Source organism: Roseateles sp. P5_E1, assembly GCF_054049335.1.
The window spans coordinates 1-15,250 of sequence record NZ_JBFUMN010000084.1 but is presented as its reverse complement, the minus strand read 5'-3'; the positions used below and the strand labels follow the sequence as shown (position 1 = coordinate 15,250).

20 protein-coding genes and 1 pseudogene are annotated in these 15,250 nt (G+C 67.6%); 5 read left to right on the top strand and 16 right to left on the bottom strand.

Annotation, left to right across the window (positions count from 1 at the left end; all coding sequences use genetic code 11):
• The coding region (locus tag ACXJKJ_RS28750) for a LysR family transcriptional regulator (RefSeq protein ID WP_457394497.1) at positions 1-519 on the bottom strand (519 nt) is incomplete at its 3' end.
• Between the two features lie 50 nt (positions 520-569).
• Positions 570-1,346: a tetratricopeptide repeat protein gene (locus tag ACXJKJ_RS28745; protein ID WP_457394495.1), complete on the bottom strand. Its 777-nt coding sequence runs from the start codon at positions 1,344-1,346 to the stop codon at positions 570-572.
• A gap of 244 nt (positions 1,347-1,590) precedes the next feature.
• On the opposite strand from ACXJKJ_RS28745, the gene ACXJKJ_RS28740 reads away from it, so the two are divergent.
• Complete coding sequence (locus tag ACXJKJ_RS28740) at positions 1,591-1,947, top strand: MmcQ/YjbR family DNA-binding protein (protein WP_457394492.1); 357 nt, start codon at positions 1,591-1,593, stop codon at positions 1,945-1,947.
• 55 nt (positions 1,948-2,002) lie between these two features.
• Here the strand turns inward: ACXJKJ_RS28740 and ACXJKJ_RS28735 are convergent, their stop codons facing one another.
• From ACXJKJ_RS28735 to ACXJKJ_RS28710, 6 genes are all read right to left on the bottom strand, one after another.
• On the bottom strand, positions 2,003-2,452 hold the full coding sequence (locus tag ACXJKJ_RS28735; protein ID WP_056195544.1) for a universal stress protein: 450 nt from the start codon (positions 2,450-2,452) through the stop codon (positions 2,003-2,005).
• A 195-nt stretch (positions 2,453-2,647) separates the two neighbouring features.
• Positions 2,648-3,367, bottom strand: a complete 720-nt coding sequence (locus tag ACXJKJ_RS28730) for a GntR family transcriptional regulator (RefSeq protein WP_457394489.1) — start codon at positions 3,365-3,367, stop codon at positions 2,648-2,650.
• A gap of 57 nt (positions 3,368-3,424) precedes the next feature.
• Entirely contained in the window at positions 3,425-4,246 is an 822-nt protein-coding gene (locus ACXJKJ_RS28725; protein ID WP_457394486.1) for an ABC transporter ATP-binding protein, read from the bottom strand.
• 5 nt (positions 4,247-4,251) lie between these two features.
• A complete protein-coding gene (locus ACXJKJ_RS28720; RefSeq protein WP_457394483.1) occupies positions 4,252-5,079 on the bottom strand; it encodes an ABC transporter permease in 828 nt (275 codons plus the stop codon).
• A gap of 4 nt (positions 5,080-5,083) precedes the next feature.
• The gene (locus ACXJKJ_RS28715; RefSeq protein ID WP_457394481.1) at positions 5,084-6,070 is read right to left on the bottom strand and encodes an ABC transporter substrate-binding protein; all 987 of its coding nucleotides are present in this window, start codon (positions 6,068-6,070) and stop codon (positions 5,084-5,086) included.
• A 49-nt stretch (positions 6,071-6,119) separates the two neighbouring features.
• Complete coding sequence (locus ACXJKJ_RS28710; protein ID WP_457394478.1) at positions 6,120-6,287, bottom strand: hypothetical protein; 168 nt, start codon at positions 6,285-6,287, stop codon at positions 6,120-6,122.
• A 240-nt stretch (positions 6,288-6,527) separates the two neighbouring features.
• Here ACXJKJ_RS28710 and ACXJKJ_RS28705 point away from each other — a divergent pair, with 240 nt between their 5' ends.
• Both ACXJKJ_RS28705 and ACXJKJ_RS28700 read left to right on the top strand, forming a co-directional pair.
• The gene (locus tag ACXJKJ_RS28705) at positions 6,528-6,824 is read left to right on the top strand and encodes an autorepressor SdpR family transcription factor (protein ID WP_056195558.1); all 297 of its coding nucleotides are present in this window, start codon (positions 6,528-6,530) and stop codon (positions 6,822-6,824) included.
• Positions 6,821-7,198 (top strand): hypothetical protein, encoded by a 378-nt coding sequence (locus ACXJKJ_RS28700; protein ID WP_457356398.1) that lies wholly within the window; start codon positions 6,821-6,823, stop codon positions 7,196-7,198. The genes ACXJKJ_RS28705 and ACXJKJ_RS28700 overlap by 4 nt, the downstream gene beginning before the upstream one ends.
• A gap of 39 nt (positions 7,199-7,237) precedes the next feature.
• On the opposite strand, the gene ACXJKJ_RS28695 is transcribed toward ACXJKJ_RS28700, so the two are convergent.
• The 4 genes from ACXJKJ_RS28695 to ACXJKJ_RS28680 all read right to left on the bottom strand — a co-directional run bounded on the left by ACXJKJ_RS28695 (position 7,238) and on the right by ACXJKJ_RS28680 (position 9,145).
• Positions 7,238-7,606 (bottom strand): VOC family protein, encoded by a 369-nt coding sequence (locus tag ACXJKJ_RS28695; protein WP_457356399.1) that lies wholly within the window; start codon positions 7,604-7,606, stop codon positions 7,238-7,240.
• A gap of 245 nt (positions 7,607-7,851) precedes the next feature.
• Positions 7,852-8,178, bottom strand: coding sequence for a hypothetical protein (locus ACXJKJ_RS28690; RefSeq protein ID WP_457356400.1), 327 nt, complete (start codon positions 8,176-8,178; stop codon positions 7,852-7,854).
• Positions 8,175-8,738 carry an RNA polymerase sigma factor gene (locus tag ACXJKJ_RS28685; RefSeq protein WP_457394475.1) on the bottom strand — a complete coding sequence of 188 codons (564 nt, stop codon included), beginning with the start codon at positions 8,736-8,738 and terminating at the stop codon, positions 8,175-8,177. Before ACXJKJ_RS28685 ends, ACXJKJ_RS28690 begins: the two co-directional genes overlap by 4 nt.
• Positions 8,735-9,145, bottom strand: a complete 411-nt coding sequence (locus ACXJKJ_RS28680) for a DUF6249 domain-containing protein (RefSeq protein ID WP_457394472.1) — start codon at positions 9,143-9,145, stop codon at positions 8,735-8,737. The genes ACXJKJ_RS28685 and ACXJKJ_RS28680 overlap by 4 nt, the downstream gene beginning before the upstream one ends.
• Positions 9,146-9,397: 252 nt before the next feature.
• On the opposite strand from ACXJKJ_RS28680, the gene ACXJKJ_RS28675 reads away from it, so the two are divergent.
• Complete coding sequence (locus tag ACXJKJ_RS28675) at positions 9,398-10,042, top strand: hypothetical protein (protein ID WP_457394469.1); 645 nt, start codon at positions 9,398-9,400, stop codon at positions 10,040-10,042.
• A 107-nt stretch (positions 10,043-10,149) separates the two neighbouring features.
• Here the strand turns inward: ACXJKJ_RS28675 and ACXJKJ_RS28670 are convergent, their stop codons facing one another.
• From ACXJKJ_RS28670 to ACXJKJ_RS28655, 4 genes are all read right to left on the bottom strand, one after another.
• Positions 10,150-10,716, bottom strand: coding sequence for a CAP domain-containing protein (locus tag ACXJKJ_RS28670; protein WP_457394466.1), 567 nt, complete (start codon positions 10,714-10,716; stop codon positions 10,150-10,152).
• Positions 10,717-10,876: 160 nt separating this feature from the next.
• On the bottom strand, positions 10,877-11,254 hold the full coding sequence (locus tag ACXJKJ_RS28665; protein WP_457394463.1) for a VOC family protein: 378 nt from the start codon (positions 11,252-11,254) through the stop codon (positions 10,877-10,879).
• Between the two features lie 38 nt (positions 11,255-11,292).
• Positions 11,293-13,623, bottom strand: a complete 2,331-nt coding sequence (locus ACXJKJ_RS28660) for an ATP-dependent DNA helicase (RefSeq protein ID WP_457394460.1) — start codon at positions 13,621-13,623, stop codon at positions 11,293-11,295.
• Entirely contained in the window at positions 13,620-14,825 is a 1,206-nt protein-coding gene (locus ACXJKJ_RS28655) for a DNA polymerase Y family protein (RefSeq protein WP_056195584.1), read from the bottom strand. The genes ACXJKJ_RS28660 and ACXJKJ_RS28655 overlap by 4 nt, the downstream gene beginning before the upstream one ends.
• Before the next feature lie 79 nt (positions 14,826-14,904).
• On the opposite strand from ACXJKJ_RS28655, the pseudogene ACXJKJ_RS28650 reads away from it, so the two are divergent.
• A pseudogene (locus ACXJKJ_RS28650) lies at positions 14,905-15,250 on the top strand (patatin-like phospholipase family protein); the annotation flags it as partial.

Sequence of the window (15,250 nt, the reverse complement as noted above, 5' to 3'; positions counted from 1 at the left end):
GGCCAGCGGCGTGAGGCGGTGGCTCAGCTGCACCTGGGCGGGCGCGATGTCGTCCGGCACGGCGCCGGGGCGGATCTCCWTGTCCGCCCCCGCGTCGCCCTCGGCCAGCAGCGGGACTGACAGCGTCAGCTCCAGCTCCACCTCGGGGTGGGCGGCCGTGAAGCCGGGTAGCGCGGGCACCAGCAACTGGCGTGCAAAGGTGGGCGTGGACGTCACGCGCAGACGCTCGCGCTGCTGGCTGGCGCGCTGGTGCAGCGGCATGGCCTGCAGCAGGGCCAGGGCCTGGCGTACCTGGGGCAGGTATTCGTGGCCGGCGGAGGTCAGGGTCAGGCCCTTGGCGGGTTGACGCAGGAACAGGGGCTGGCCCAGCCGTTCCTCCAGCCCGGCCACGCGCTTGGCGACGGCGCTGGCCGTCAGCGCGAGTTCGGCGGCGGCGGCCTCGAAGCTGCCCGTGCGAGCCACGGCCTCGAAGGCGAGCAGAGCGTCGAGCGAGGGCAGGCGGATGGCGCGCGAGGACATGGGGTCATCCTACCCAGCCACCCCCGGAGCAGGCGAGGGGATGCGGTGCGTCAGAAGTTGATCGTCGTCGGCCCGGCGTCGCGCGACGGCCGGCGCAGGTATTGGCCCAAGGTGCCGGCCATCGCCGCCACGACACCCGCGGCCAGCCGCAGGGCTTGGGGCTTCGCAGCATTTGCGTGACCAAGCCTGGGTGTGTCGCCGGGCTGCGCGATGGCGTGCACCAGCGCCAACTCCTGCTGGCGCTCCTGCACGAGGAAGAACATGCGGTTCGGGTCGGCAAAGCGCTGCGCCAACGCGCGAACCGCCTTCAGCTCGTGGCTGCGTACCCGCACACCTTGCGGGCTCAAGGTGCAGCCCAGGGCACGGCTGCGCAGGTAGAGCGACTTGGCCGCCAGGCGGTCGGGCAGGCAGCCCACGCCGGCGTATAGGCAGTTGGCGAGGTTGAAGGTGGCCTCGGCGTGGCCCATGGCCGCCGCCGTCACGTAGGCCGACAGGCCCGCTGCTTCGTCGACCGGGCCGCCTCGGCCGGTCATCAGCGCCCGCCCGAGCTGGAAGCGCCCGATGGCGCTGCGCCGGGACGCGGCCTGTTCCAGCACCCGCCGCGCCTGCGCCGGGTCCGCGGCCATGCCCAGCCCTTCCAGCTGGCACAGCCCCAGCATGGCGAGCCCGTCCTTGTCGCCGCTGTCTGCCGCGGCACGGAACCAGCCCACCGCGCGCTCATAGTCCGGTGGGTTGGCATGGAACAGGGCCATGCCGTGCTGGAGTGGGTCCACGGGCTGCGCGTTGAGGGCCATGGGCGGGGTCGGCCCCAGGTTGAGGATATTCATGCAGCAGGCGGGCGTTGGAGGTCGATATTGCGACCTGGTTTGGGCGGCCCGAGCGGTGCTCAGGCGCCCGGCAAGGCGTATCCCTGAATTGTTGGTGGGCCGGGCAGCAGGGCAGGGCTGCGCGGCGTGCAGTAATGCTGCAAATTGCCGCAAACCGAGGCGCTCGGCGAGAATTTCAAGGCTTCAGCGGCGGGCCGGCCACCCTGCGCCGGCCGCCACCACAACGCGAACTCCGCCCGACACCATGAGCTTTTCAGTCCTCGCCAAATACGCCATGGAGCTGCCTGGCGCCACGCAGGACGTCAAATGGGGCGCCGACTGGGTGGCCAGCGTCGGCGGCAAGATGTTCTTCGTCGGCGGGCCACACCCCGGCAAGTGGACGCATTGCAGCTTCAAGGTCGACGAGCACCGCTTCCTGGAGCTGACCGGTGTGCCCGGCATCGCGCCCGCGCCTTACGCGGCGCGGTATCACTGGGTGGCGGTGGAGGATGCGAAGGCGCTGCCCTTGTCGGAACTCAAGGCACTGGTGAAGCGCTCGCATGAGCTGGTGGCTGCCAAGCTGCCGAAGAAGCTGCGGCTGAGCCTCGGCCTGGCCGAGTAGGTCCGGGCCGAGAGCGTGCACCGCGTGACTCGCGCATTGGGCGCCAGCGAAACGCTCAGCTGGATTGGGCGCGCCACACCAGAACGGGCACTTCGGTGTGTGCAAGCACGCGCTGGGTCTCGCTACCGAGCAGCAGCCCGGTCAAGCCCTTGCGGCCATGCGAAGCCATCACGATCAGGTCGCACTGCAGGCGCTTGGCGACACTGCAGATGGCGTCATGGGGATGGTCGTTCTGTTCCATCAAGGTCTCGCAAGGCACCTTCGCTTCGTTCGCCACGCCGCTGACAAACTTGAGGTAAAGGTCCGCGTGGGCCCGCACGTCTGTCGCGAACTGATCGCGCGAACCCTCCAACTCAGACGCTCGATAGGTCAGCACATGGAAGGCAGGCGTGGCGTAGAACGCCGTCACCCGCGCGCCGGAAAGCCTTGCCAACTCGACGCCATGAAAGACCGCTTGCTCGGAGAACCGAGACCCATCGGTCGGAAGCAGGATGTGCTTGAACATGATGCACCTCTGGCTAGAAGCCGGGCACTCGCACGTCAGAGCAGGCCTAGCATCACCTGCCCAGGTGACCCGACCGGACCCGGCTTGCGGGCAGGTCGTCTGCGACGATAGTACGCCGCGGCGGGCAACTTGGGTGGGCTCTTCGGTATCTTGGCTGACCCTTTGCGGTGGGTCTTGATCACGTGCTGTCCCGCACTACGCGCTCTTGGACCGCTCCCGCGCCTCGTGCAGCGTCGCCAGCGTGATCTTGCGCACCTCGGCCTTGCTCTGTTCGACATGGCTGCGCAGCAGCAACTGGGCCTGCTCGACCTTGCGCTGCATGACCGCGCGCAGGATCTTGGCGTGCTCAGCGTAGGTCGCCTCGATGCGGTGGCCGCGCGTGAAATCCAGGTGCCGGATGATGCGGATCTGCTCGGTCACGTCCCAGTGCACGCGGGCCATCTCGGCATTGCCGGCGGCGCGTACCAGCGTGGCGTGGAAGGCCTCGTCCAGYATGCCCACCTCGCGGGCATCACTCAGCCGCTCGGCGGCGGGGACGAGCCAGACGGCCTTCAACGATTCCAGCTCCGGCGGCGGCGTGCCGGTGTGGGCGCACAGCCGCGCCACGGCGGCCAGCTCCAGGATCACGCGCAGGTCGTAGAGCTGCTCCAGCCTGCCGAAATCGATCGGCCGCACGGACCATCCCGACTTGGCCTCGACGTCGAGAAAGCCCTCGTTGCGCAGCTTGAAAAGCGCCTCGCGCACCGGCGTGCGGCTAACGCCCAGGCGCTGGCCCAGTTCCGCCTCCGAGAAGCGGTCGCCCGGTACGAGCTGGAAGTCGTTCAGCTCGGCCTTGAGCCGGGCGTAGACCTGCTCGGCCAGATTGGGACGGCCGGCACGCGGGGCGCTGGCAGAAGAGTCGACGATGGCCCGCATGCCGGCGATCTTAGCCAGCGGGCGCGGTGAGCAAGCTCTTCTGCTCAGCGAGCATGTTCAACGCCGCACCTCGCGCTGGAAGATCTCCAGGCTCTGCTTTTTGGCCGTGATGAAGCTCGGCTCCGACAAAGTGGCCACCGTGCGCGGCCGCGGGTCCTCGTASTKCAGGAYCTCGGCCACCCGGGTCGGCCGCTTGGTCAGCAGCAGCACTTCGTCGGCGAGGTACACGGCCTCCTCCAAGTCGTGCGATACCAGCATCATGGTCGTGCCCGTCTGCATGAAGACCTCCTGGAGCTTCTCGCGGATGAACAGCGTCATCTCGAAGTCCAGCGCCGAGAAGGGCTCGTCGAGGAAGAGCACCTCGGGGCCGGGTGCCAGCGCCCGCATGATGGAGGCCGTCTGCTGCTGCCCGCCCGASAGYTCRTACGGRTAGCGCTTCAGGTCGAACTTGACGTCGAAGCTTTCCACCAGCTCAGCCATGCGGCGGTCCACCTCGGCCTTGCTGCGGCCTTCCATCTTCAGCGGGTAGGCGATGTTGTCGATGGTGCGCATCCACGGGAACATCGCCTCGCGGTAGTTCTGGAACACGTAGCCGATCTTGGTGTCCTTGAGGCTCTTGCCGTCGAACAAGATCTGGCCCGAGTCGATGGGAATCAGCCCCGCGATCATGTTGATCAGCGTGCTCTTGCCGCAGCCGTTGGGGCCGAAGACGGACACGATCTTGTGCTTGGGGATGTCGAGGTTGAAGTCCTCGTAAAGCGGCCAGCCAGCGAAGTATTTCGTCAGGCCGCGGATGGTGATGTGGGTGCCGGCGGGACCGGGCTGGAAGGCGCGCACGGGCACATCGGGCACGACCGGGGCGTTGATGACGGCGGACATGGCGATTACCTCCCACTCCAATGGACGATCTTGCGTTCCAGCACCAGGAACAGGATGTTGAGCACATAGCCCAGGATGCCCGCGGCCAGGATGGCGGCGTACATGGTCTTCACGTTCAGCACCTGCTGCGCGTCGATGATGCGGTGGCCCAGGCCGTTGTCCGAGCCGATGAACATCTCGGCCACGACGACGATGACCAGCGCCATCGACACCGCCGAGCGCAGGCCCACGAAGCTGGGCTGCAGGCTCTCCCACACCAGCACGTCCTTGAAGATCTGCCAGCGCGACGCGCCCATCACCTTGGCCGCCATGACGCGCTGCTTGCGCGCGTTGATGACGCCATAGGCGCTGTTGAACACCACGATCAGCAGCGCGCCGAAGGCCGCGATGGCGATCTTGTTGATGTCCGACACGCCGAAGATCAGCAGGAACAGCGGGATCAGCGCCGACGACGGCGTCGAGCGGAAGAAGTCGATCAGGAACTCGACGCTGCGGTAGGCGCGCTCGTTGCTGCCCAGCAGCACGCCCAGCGGCACGCCGATGACGGCGGCGATCAAAAAGGCCTGCACCGTGCGCCACACCGTGGTGGCGAAGTCCAGCAGCAGCGGCCCGCCGGCCAGGCCGACGACGAGGGTCTGCAACGTGGCCAGCGGCGGCGGCAGCAGGATGGGTCGGATGAGGCCGAAGCGCACCACCAGGTCCCAGGCGATGAAGAGCATCAGCGGGCCGATGAAGGGCAGCAGCTTGGCGACGTTGAAACGCGGCAGGCGCACGGCGGGTTGGCCATCGGCGGCCTTTTGCCAGGGCGGCGTGGCGGCAGGAGCTTGTTCCATGGCTTCAGGCCTTGTAGATAAGGGTCGTGACGTCGAGCTTCTTCTCGAACACGCCCTTCTCGGTGAAGAGGTCGAAGAACTTCTGGAAGGCCGCCACGTCGCTCGGCGTGAACTCGTTGTAGAGCATGTAGGAGGCCAGCGGCACCTCGCCGGTCAGCGGGCCTTCGATTGCGGTGTAGCCCTTCAGGAAGTTGCGCGCCTGGGCCGGGTCCTTGCGCACGAGCTCGATGCCGCGGGCATAGGCGGCGATGTACTTCTTGGTCTCGGCCGGGTGCTTCTTGATGAACTCGGTTGTCAGCGTGGCCGAGCCGCCATGCCACGGGGCCAGCGGGTCGCCGAGGATGTACTTGGCGATGACGCCGGCCTCCAGCACGCGCGTCGTGCCATTGAGCCGGCCCACTGTGCCCGTGGGCTCCAGCGTGTAGACGGCATCCACCTGGCCGGCCGCTAGCGCGGCCACATGCTGACCGATGGGCAGCTCCGTCACCGTCGTGCCCGGCGCGCCGGCGCGTTCCAGCACGGCCATCGCCAGCGTCTTGTTCTGGATGCCGGGCCCGCTGGCTACGCGCTTGCCCTTCAGCTCGGCCAGCGTCTTGACGGGGCTGTCCTTGGGCACGAGGAACTGGTCGAGCACGTACTTCTGGTTGCTCGGGTTGGTGGCGATGATCTTGAACAAGCCCGGCGAAGCAATCTCGCCCACGCCCAGGTTGCCCGAGCCGGTGCCGTTGGAGCTGCCGTCACAGCGGCCCGCCAGCATGGCCTCCATCACCTGCTGGGCGCCGGCGAACTTGAGCGCCTCGACGTCCAGCCCCGCTTCCTTGAAGTAACCCTTCTCCACCGCCGCATAGAACGGCAGCCCGGCCGCCACCGGCCAGTAGCCGATGCGGATCTTGGGTGTCTGGGCACGCACCAGTGCGGGCGCGCCCAGCGTGGCCACGGCGGCCGCCGCGCCCAGCAGGGTGCGGCGCTGGGGTTTGAACGAATCGGTCATGGTCGGCTCCTTGGGTGATTGAGAGGGGGAGGCAAGAAGGGGTGAGGCTTCAGGCGGGGTGCAGTTCGGCCATGCGGGCCCGCCAACCTTCGCCGAGCATGGCCGGGTCGTGCGGGCCGATGAGGCCGGCAAGCGCGCCCAGCAACTCACGGGGCGGCGCGCCGTCCAGATAGGCCTGGTGCCAGTCTCCAAGGGTCAGAAGGCTTCGCTTGTTCATGGCGCACATGCTGGTATACCAATTGGTACGCCAGCATCAAGCGTGCCAGTTTGCGGCGCGCCTGCCTCTGCGCAGGTTCTGCATGTGGTGTACCGGGCGTCGCTCGGTCTGCCGCTTTCTGGCAGTCCTCCTTCAAGCCTTCGCGGCTGAGATCGCGTGCCTCGCCGTGGGGCGTTGATGCACCAGTCGGCGGTGCGGGGCGCCCTTGACACGTTTCGATGATTAGCTAATCATCAAGCCATGAACAAGGTCTTCAAAGCCCTTTCCGACCCCACCCGTCGCCAGGTGCTGCAGCTCCTGAGGCAGGGCCCCTTGAGCGCCGGTGAGCTGAGTGACCAGTTCCATGTCTCCAAGCCCACGATGTCGGCGCACTTCACCGTGCTGAAGGAGGCCGACCTCGTACACGCCGAGAAGGCGGGCAAGTCCGTCCTGTATCACCTGAAGCTGTCCGTGCTCGAAGAAGCGTTGCTGGGCTTCGTCCATTCGTTCAGCCCGAGCGCCGACGCGCCGGAACCCAAGAAGGAGATTGCGCGATGAAAGCTGATCTGATTGCAGGCCTTGCTTGGGGCGGCGGCATCGTCGCCGTGGCGTTGGGCATGACCTGGGCGCGCAAGCTGGGCTATGCGGACGGCGAAAACGTCACCCGGGTGGTCATCGCCATGAACGGGCTCATGATTGCCTGGTATGGCAACCGCATGCCCAAGCGCTTCTTCCCGAGCGAACTGGCCCGCAAGGTCAACCGGCTTGGGGGCTGGTCCATCACGATCAGCGGGCTTGTCTATGTGGCGCTGTGGGCCTTCGCTCCGATCCCCGTGGCAGTCGCCGCGGGTTCCGCCTCAGTCCTGGCGGGGGTGGCTGTGCCGCTGGTCTATTGCCTGTCGCAGCGGGACAAGTTCAAGAGCGCGACGTGAGCGGGGTGATCTGCCTGCAAGCGCACTCGAACCCACGCCTCAGCCCACCGTCCGATGGCTCACCTCCACCAGGATCCCGCCGGGCGCGTGGCAATAGAACATCAGGCTGCCGCGCATCACGCGCGGAGGCTGCGCGAGTTCGATGCCTGCATCCAGCATCCGTGCGTGCGCGCTCATGACGGCCTGCTCGGAAGCGAGCAGAAAACCGATGTGAAAGGTCTTCGGATACATCGGCTCGGTGGCATCTTTCGCCCGGGTGAGGACGAGCACGAAGCCGCCTTCACCATCGAGGATCGCCATGCCGTCGTTGCCTTTGATCTGGCGCAACGTGAAGCCGAAGGCGGCCTCGAAAAAGGCGGTGGCTGCGGTCACATCAGGCACTGAGAGATCGAGGTGGTTGAGTTGCATTGATTTGTCCTTTGAGTCAAATGGACTCGACCGGATCACAACGCGAAGCACCGTCGGCACCCGCTTTGCCACACAGACGAGCCCGCAGCGCGAAAGGCGCTGAGGTTCGTCGTGGGTTCTCATGCAATGCATGGAGCAGAGCTCTCGTCAGAGAGGGGTCGGGCTTACCGAAAAACCGACCCTGCCTTTTTCGACGTCGCCAGTGTAGCCATAGGCTCTTGGCCACCCTCAGTGGCCGTAGCGCGTCAGCCCCGGCTCCAACGGCTGGGGATCGCCCAGAAGATCAGCAGCCCTATCAGCGATACGGCCGCCAGCACATGCGGCGTATCGAGCGGCCGGTTCCCATCAGCAAGCAACGCAGCGGCACCGCAGGCCGCGATGCTGATCGCCACCCATTGCGCCCGCCTGACCCACCGCGCCCAGCGGCGCTGTTGCGGCGCGACGCCGGATGGCAGCGCCGCCATCACCCGCAGGTTGAAGCCAGCGTCATCGGGCTCGGTGCCGCTCTGCATCAGCTCCCGCAGCGCGTCATCAAAAGAAGCGTCGTCGTCGTGGTTCGTGGAAATCGTCATGGCGTGGGCTCCCATGCTTGCAGTTGCGCGCGCAGCTTGGCCTTTGCGCGCAGCACTTGTGTCTTGACCGTGCCGAGCGGCCAGCCCAGCACCAGCGCCGCTTCGGCGTGGCTGAGGTCGGCGCCGTAGCAGAGCAGGAGCGCGTGGCGCTGGGGCTCGCTGAGATCGGCCATGGCGCGGTCGAGGTCGATGCGCCAGTCGGCGCCGGGGGCGAAGTCGCTGTGTGCGCCCAGCTCCGGCGGTGCGTCGTCCACCAAAGACAAAGCCGGCCGTTCGGCCGACAGCGCGGAATAGGCCAGCCGCGTGAGCCAGGTGCGAAAGCGCGCCTCGCCGCGGAACTTGGGCAGGGCGCGCCAGGCACGCACGAAGGCTTCCTGGGCCAGGTCGTCGGCACGGCCTTGGTCGCCGCGGCAGACGCGGCCGAGCAGCTTGCGCAGATAGCCCTGGTGGGCCTGCACGAGGGCGGCGAAGGCCGCGCGGTCACCGGCGGCGGCACGGGCCACCAGGCGATCCTCTTGCAGGACCGCTTCGGTCGGTGCGGCGGGGACGCCGGAGGTCACGGCTGGGGCGGTTGCTGCTTGCGTTCAACGGCCCAGTACACCGCCAGGCCCAGCCCCAGGAACAGCGGAATCAGGCCGATGCTCCAGAGCCAGGCGCCCGGCATCATGGCGTTGAACATGCCCATCAAGCCCAGGCCGACGCCGATGTTGATGACCGCTGGCACGAGGATGCGGTTGGGGTTGGCCTGGTCGCGCTTGGCGCGGTGCCAGTCGCTGTCCTGCACGTCGCCCAGCAGCTCGGGCGGGATGGGCTGGCCGGCGCGGGCCAACTCGCGGATGGTCTCGTGGCGCTGGCGCTCGGTGTGAGCCTTGCCCAGGTAGTGGGCCACGATGGCAACGATGGGAATCAGCAGCGACAGGATCGGGATCATCAGTGGGCTGATTTCCTGAAAGCGGTCGAAGAACATGGGCGGGCTCCAGGGAAACGGGTGGATGGTGCTTCCTTGGAGCGCCCGGCCGTGGCGTTTGGATTCAGCGAGCGAAAGAAAAAGCACTGTCGCACCCCCTCAAGTTGAGGGTTTTTGAATGTCAAAGAAATTTACACCCCTAGATCAAACTAGGGATACGAGCTCGCTAAGCTATTGATTTTTAAGAAATACTGCTGCCTGGCACGGCCGTTGCATTGTGGGGATCATTGAAATTTCTTGAGGAGATCCGCCATGAAGTTGGCTTCTTTCGCAGCTGCAATCTTGACGGCTTCCCTTTGCAGCCTGGCCAACGCGGGCATCGTCTTCACGTTCACCGAATCCGGCGCCAACGTGGTGATGAACTCCTCCGGCACCATTGACACCAGCAAGCTGGTGCTTCAGCAGGGCGTGTCTGGCTGGGGCGGCACCGGTATCGAGGAGAACGGCAACCACGACATCATGGGCGGCACGGCCGTCGGCGGCGTGAACATGTCCTTCGGTTTCCACGCCGGCACCGCTTTCTCGGCCTGGTCCGCTGCGAATGGTCCCTGGGCCCAATCCAGCTTCAACACGACGGTCGACGCTGGTCACAAGGGCTTCACCACCTACGTTCGCCCCGTCAGCACCCAGCTTCCGGGCATCGGTATCGAGCGCGAAGACCTGGAAGGCACGTTCTGGTCGCCCGATCAAGCCTGGACTTTCCACAACGCCTCGTTCGCCTCCCTGCAGATGTTTGCCGGCACCTACACCGTGACCGACGCGCAGACCGGTGAGTTCATCACCTTCCAGATCGGCGCCGCCGGCAATCAGTTGCCCGAGCCCGACGCGGCGGCCCTGGTCGGCCTCGCCCTGCTGGGCGCATACGCTGCCCGTCGCGCCAAGGCAAAGAAGGCCTGACCCCCGTTCGGTCAACGAGCCACGAAGGCGAGTCGCAAAGACTCGCCTCGTGGCTTTTTTCGTTGTTGGTTGACCGACTCAACGATCCGGCCCCGCGAGTCCGGAACCTATCGCGGCGTGCCGAAGTCCTGCGTCCAGTAGCTGCGGTAAGTGGTGCTGGCGTTGCCCGCGACGCAGGCCACGCCGATGTCGCGGAAGGTCGCGTTCATCAGGTTGGCGCAATGACCATCGCTCTTCATCCAGCCGTCCACCACCTCGGCCACGCTGGCCTGGCCGGCGGCGATGTTCTCGCCCAGGCTGCTCCAAACATAGCCGGCGGCGGTCGCGCGGGTGCCGAGGGTGCTGCCGTCGCTGCCGGTGTGGCTGAAGAAGTTGTGCGTGACCATGTCGTCGCTATGCGCCACGGCGGCCTGGGTCAGCGCGGCGTTCCAGGTCAGATCAGGTGCCGGGCCGAAGGCGCCCTGAGCGCCGCAGGTGGCGCCACTGCGGCGCCGGGCGTTGACGGCCGCCAGCATGTCGGCCTGGAAGTTGGCGAGATCGCAGGTGATGCGCGTTCCGGCGGTCGGTGGTGCCGGCGCTGGAGCCGGTGCAGGGGCAGGGGGCGTTGTCGGCGTGGTGGTGGCTGAGTCGGAGCCGCCACCGCCGCAGCCGGCCAGCGAAACCAGGGTCGCCACGGCGAGAGGCGCCAGGCGGGACGCTCTCGCGCGGGTGGGTGAGGGTGGCGCGGGGAAGTGGCTCATAGGCCCGCAGCGTGGCACGCCCTGGCCTGGCGCCGGTTACCGGGTGCAGCCCACGAGAGCCGGCTCGCAACATCCCTACACAAAGACGGCGATATCAGGCCTTGGGAGCGTGGCAGACCGCTTCGATGTTGTGACCGTCCGGGTCGATGACGAAGGCGGCGTAGTAGTTCGCGTGGTACTTCGGACGCAGGCCCGGCGCGCCGTTGTCGGCGGCGCCGGCGTCCAGCGCCGCGCGGTAGAACGCATCGACCTGCTGGCGTGTCTGCGCCATGAAGGCGAGGTGCAGATGGGCCGGCTTCTCGTGGGTCTCGAACAGGCACAGGCTGGTCACCTGGCCCTCGATGACGAGCTCGATGCCGTAGCTCGGCTCGCCTTCCGCGCCCGCCGTGACGCCGAGCGGCGCCAGCGCCTTGAGATAGAAGGCCTTGCTCGCGGCGAAGTCGCTGACGCCGAACTTGACGTGGTCAAACATGAGTTCTCCTTTGATCGCGCAATCTGACCAGGCTGCGGCTACAGCTGCCACCAGCCCGGCAACAAGGCCCGCACCTCGGGTCGGGCATAGCGCTTGTCCAGCAGCCACACCCAGCCGCGGTCGTCCACGGAGCGCAGCACGCGGCCGGCGGCCTGCACGACCTTTTGCATACCGGGCACAAGGTCGGCATAGCCGTGGTCGGCGCCGAACAGGGTGTCCAGGCGCTCGCGCACCTGGTCCTGCAGCGGTGACACCGGCGGCAGGCCGAGGGTGGCGATGAAGGCGCCGATCAGCCGCGTGCCGGGCAGGTCCACGCCCTCGGCGAAGGCGCCGCCCAGCACGGCGAAGCCGATGCCGCGGCCGCCCTCCACGAAGCGGTCCAGGAAGGCGCGCCGTGCCGCGTCGCCCATGGCGCGCGACTGGTTCCACAGCGTGACCTGCGGGTGCCGCTGCGCCAGCCGCGCCGAGGCCTTGTCGAGGTAGTCGAAGCTGCTGAAGAAGGCGAGGTAGTTGCCGGGGTGCTCGGTGAACTGCTGGGCGAGCAGGTCCACCAGCGCGTCCAGCGATGCATTGCGATGTTCGTAGCGCGTGGACAGGCGGTGGGTCACCTGCACGGTCAGGTGCTCGGGCGGGAAGGGCGCGGGCACGTCGATCCAGGCGGTGTCCTCGGGCATGCCAAGCAGCTGGCGTTGGTAGTCGGGCGGCCCGAGCGTGGCCGAGAACAGTGTGACGCTGCTGAGCCCCTCGAAGCGCTCCTTCAGGAAGTGCCCTGGCACGACGTTGCGCACCGACAGCAGCACGTCGCGACCGTCGTTGGGATCGTCCTCGTCGTCGTCTTCCAGCAGCGAGAGGTTCCGTGGCGCGTCCAGCGCCGGCTTGGGGTCCCCCGGAGCGGCGCTGCGCTGCAGGTCGCAAATCGAATGGGCATCGAAGCGGTCCAGCAGGCGCTGCAGGCCCAGCACCTCGAAATAGAACTGCAGCATGGCCCCGACGTCGAGCGGGTGGTTCTGCACGTGCTCGCCCAGGGCGATGTTGACGCGTTGCAGGGCCTCGGCGAGGGCGTCGGGCACCGTGTCCAGCGCCTGGTAGTCGCCTTGCTGGCGGCGGCTCAGCGTGGCCAGTTCCTTGGCCAGCCGGCGCAGCGGCGGGCGCAGGCTGGCCGGCGCTTCGGCAATGACCTCGCGCACGCGCGCCAGGCTGAGGCTGACGCTGTACATGTCGCGGGCGCGGTCGATGAGGTTGTGGGCCTCGTCCACCAGCAGGGCGAGCTTCCAGCCCTGAGCCTGGGAGAGGCCGTAGAGCTGGCCATAGGGGTCGAAGGCGTGGTGTACGTCGCCGACGACGACGTCGGCCCAGCGCAGCAGCTCCTGGCCGAGGTAGTAGGGGCAGACGTCATGCTGCAGTGCGATGCGGCGCTGGGCAGTGGGGTCCAGCCAGGCCGTCTGCACGGCCTCGGCGCGGGCGGCGGGCAGCTTGTCGTAGAAGCCGTTGGCCAGCGGGCAGGCGTCGCCATGGCAGGCCTTGGTGGGGTGCTCGCAGGCCTGCTCCTTGGCCACCAGCGTCAGCACGCGCAGCGATTTCGTCGGCGTGTGTTCTCGCAGCGCATGCAGGGCCTCCAGCGCGGTGATGCGGCCGGTGCCCTTGCAGGTCATGTAGCCGATCTTGTCGAGCTGCTGCAGCGGCATGGCGCGCAGCAGCGGGTACAGCGTGCCCAGGGTCTTGCCGATGCCGGTGGGCGCCTGGGCCAGGAGGCAGCGGCCGTTGGCGGCCACGCGGTAGACGGCCTCGGCGAGCAGGCGCTGACCGGGGCGCAGTTCGCCCTTGGGGAAGGGCAGGGCGCTCAGGTCGGCGTCGCGTGCTTTGCGGTGCTCCGCCTCCTGTCGTGCCCAGGCCTCGAACTGCCGGCAGCGCAACTCGAAGGCGGCTTGCAGCTCGCTGGCCGTCACCTTCTCGCGCAGCACGGTCTCGTTTTGCGTGTCGGCATCGACGTAGACGAGGGCCAGCTCCAGCTCGCTCAGGCCACGGTCGGCGGCAATCAGCGCGCCATAGGTCTGCAGCTGGGCCCAGTGCAGGGCGCGGCGGTTGTCGGGAATGGCCTCGACCGGACCGCGGATGGTCTTGATCTCCTCCAGCCGGTTCACGTCGGCCTCGTAGCCGTCGGCCCGCCCGCGCACGCGCAGGTTGCCGTGGACGGCCTCCAGCGGCAGCTCGGTCTCGTAGCCCGGCGAACGGCGCGCCAGCACGGCCATCTGGCCGGCCTGGCCCTCCAGCGCCGTGGCCGAGGGCGTGAAGCGGCGGTCCAGGCTGCCGCGCTTGGCAGTGAACTCGCACAGGCTGCGTACCGAGACGCTGTAGCTCCAGTCGCTCAAAACAAGCTCAGGTTGTCGAGCGTGGGCAGGGGCTCTGCTCGCGCTGGCGCCGGGGGCGGCACCTCGCTCGCATGCACGAGGTTGCCGATGCGCACGCCCATCAGCCGCAGACGCTTGTCGAACGTGACGCGCTTGAGGCACAGGCCCACGGCATGGCGGATGTCGGCGGCACTGGTGATGGCGGCCTTCAGCGTCTGGTCGCGCGTGACGGTGACGAAGCCCTCGAAGCGCAGCTTGATGCCCACCGTCTTGCCAGCGTAGTGCTTGCGGGCGAGATCGCGCGACAGGCTTTCGCACAGCTCGTCCATGATGCCGCCGAGCAGGGCGCGGTCGTGCACGGCGTGCAGGTCGCGCTCGAAGGTGGTCTCGCGGCTGATGGACACGGGCTCACTGTGCGTGACGACGGGACGCGAATCGCGGCCATGCGAGGCGGCGTGCAGCCACTGGCCGTAGCTTTCGCCGAACTGCTCGACCAGCCAGGCCGGGTCGGCGGCGGCAATGTCGCCCACCGTCTCCAACCCCAACCTGACGAGCTTTTCCCCCGCCTTGGGGCCGATGCCATTGATCTTGCGCACGCCCAGGGGCCAGACGCGTGTGGGGATGTCGTCCAGCGTCAGTACGCTGATGCCGTCGGGCTTGTCCAGCTCACTGGCTATTTTTGAGAGCAGCTTGTTGGGTGTGACGCCGATGGAGCAGGTCAGGCCGGTGGCGCGGCCCACCGAGTTTTTGATCTCGCGGGCCACCGCCTTCACGCCGCCCAGCGGGTCGTGGCCGACGGCGTCGCGCACGCCAGGCACGTCGCTCAGGTCGATGTAGATCTCGTCGATGCCACGGTCCTCGATGACCGGTGCGACTTCGGCGACGGCGGCCTTGAAGAGGCGCGAGTACTTGCGGTAGCTGTCGAAGTCGGCCGGCAGCAGGATGGCGTCGGGCGCGCGCAGGGCGGCTTTCATCAGGCCCATGGCCGAGAACACGCCGAGGTCCCGCGCGGCGTAGGTGGACGTCGTGACGACGCCGCGGCCGGTGTAGTCGCGCAGCTTGGAGTAGCGCCAGCTGCCGTCTTCCAGCTGCTGCGGCGCATCCGCCCGCCGGCCACCGATGACGACCGCCTGGCCCTTGAGCTGCGGATAGCGCAGCAGCTCGACGGACGCATAGAAGGCGTCCATGTCGAGGTGGGCGATCCAGCGGTCGGGCTGTTGCATGGCCTGGATTGTCACTGGGAATAAAGACAGGGTCTGGCAGCATCGGCAGAATGCCCCGACCTTGATGGAAAGACGCTCCATGCGCGCCCTGCTGCTGCTTTGCACCTGCCTGCTGCTGGCCGCCTGCGCCAGTGCCCCGATGAACCCGCCGCGCAACAAGCCGGTGGCCGTGCAGACCGTGCAGCGCGCACCCATGCCGCTGGATGCCGATACCGTCGTCGCGCTGAGTTTCTCGGGTGGTGGCCTGCGTGCGGCGGCGTTTTCCTACGGCGTGCTGGAGGGACTGCGCGAGCAGGCGTCGACGCCAGGGCGCACGCTGCTGGATGAGGTCAGCTTCATCACCAGCGTATCGGGTGGCTCGCTGACGTCGGCCTACTTCGGCCTGCACGGCGCCGAGGGCCTCGGCCTGCACGGCGCCGAGGGCC

What these genes read in the sequence shown, in the direction of transcription:
- ACXJKJ_RS28745 (WP_457394495.1), bottom strand. Translation starts at nt 1,346, where the DNA reads ATGAATATCCTCAACCTGGGGCCGACCCCGCCCATGGCCCTCAACGCG.
- ACXJKJ_RS28740 (WP_457394492.1), top strand. Translation starts at nt 1,591, where the DNA reads ATGAGCTTTTCAGTCCTCGCCAAATACGCCATGGAGCTGCCTGGCGCC.
- ACXJKJ_RS28735 (WP_056195544.1), bottom strand. Translation starts at nt 2,452, where the DNA reads ATGTTCAAGCACATCCTGCTTCCGACCGATGGGTCTCGGTTCTCCGAG.
- ACXJKJ_RS28720 (WP_457394483.1), bottom strand. Translation starts at nt 5,079, where the DNA reads ATGGAACAAGCTCCTGCCGCCACGCCGCCCTGGCAAAAGGCCGCCGAT.
- ACXJKJ_RS28715 (WP_457394481.1), bottom strand. Translation starts at nt 6,070, where the DNA reads ATGACCGATTCGTTCAAACCCCAGCGCCGCACCCTGCTGGGCGCGGCG.
- ACXJKJ_RS28710 (WP_457394478.1), bottom strand. Translation starts at nt 6,287, where the DNA reads ATGAACAAGCGAAGCCTTCTGACCCTTGGAGACTGGCACCAGGCCTAT.
- ACXJKJ_RS28705 (WP_056195558.1), top strand. Translation starts at nt 6,528, where the DNA reads ATGAACAAGGTCTTCAAAGCCCTTTCCGACCCCACCCGTCGCCAGGTG.
- ACXJKJ_RS28700 (WP_457356398.1), top strand. Translation starts at nt 6,821, where the DNA reads ATGAAAGCTGATCTGATTGCAGGCCTTGCTTGGGGCGGCGGCATCGTC.
- ACXJKJ_RS28695 (WP_457356399.1), bottom strand. Translation starts at nt 7,606, where the DNA reads ATGCAACTCAACCACCTCGATCTCTCAGTGCCTGATGTGACCGCAGCC.
- ACXJKJ_RS28690 (WP_457356400.1), bottom strand. Translation starts at nt 8,178, where the DNA reads ATGACGATTTCCACGAACCACGACGACGACGCTTCTTTTGATGACGCG.
- ACXJKJ_RS28680 (WP_457394472.1), bottom strand. Translation starts at nt 9,145, where the DNA reads ATGTTCTTCGACCGCTTTCAGGAAATCAGCCCACTGATGATCCCGATC.
- ACXJKJ_RS28675 (WP_457394469.1), top strand. Translation starts at nt 9,398, where the DNA reads ATGAAGTTGGCTTCTTTCGCAGCTGCAATCTTGACGGCTTCCCTTTGC.
- ACXJKJ_RS28665 (WP_457394463.1), bottom strand. Translation starts at nt 11,254, where the DNA reads ATGTTTGACCACGTCAAGTTCGGCGTCAGCGACTTCGCCGCGAGCAAG.
- ACXJKJ_RS28655 (WP_056195584.1), bottom strand. Translation starts at nt 14,825, where the DNA reads ATGCAACAGCCCGACCGCTGGATCGCCCACCTCGACATGGACGCCTTC.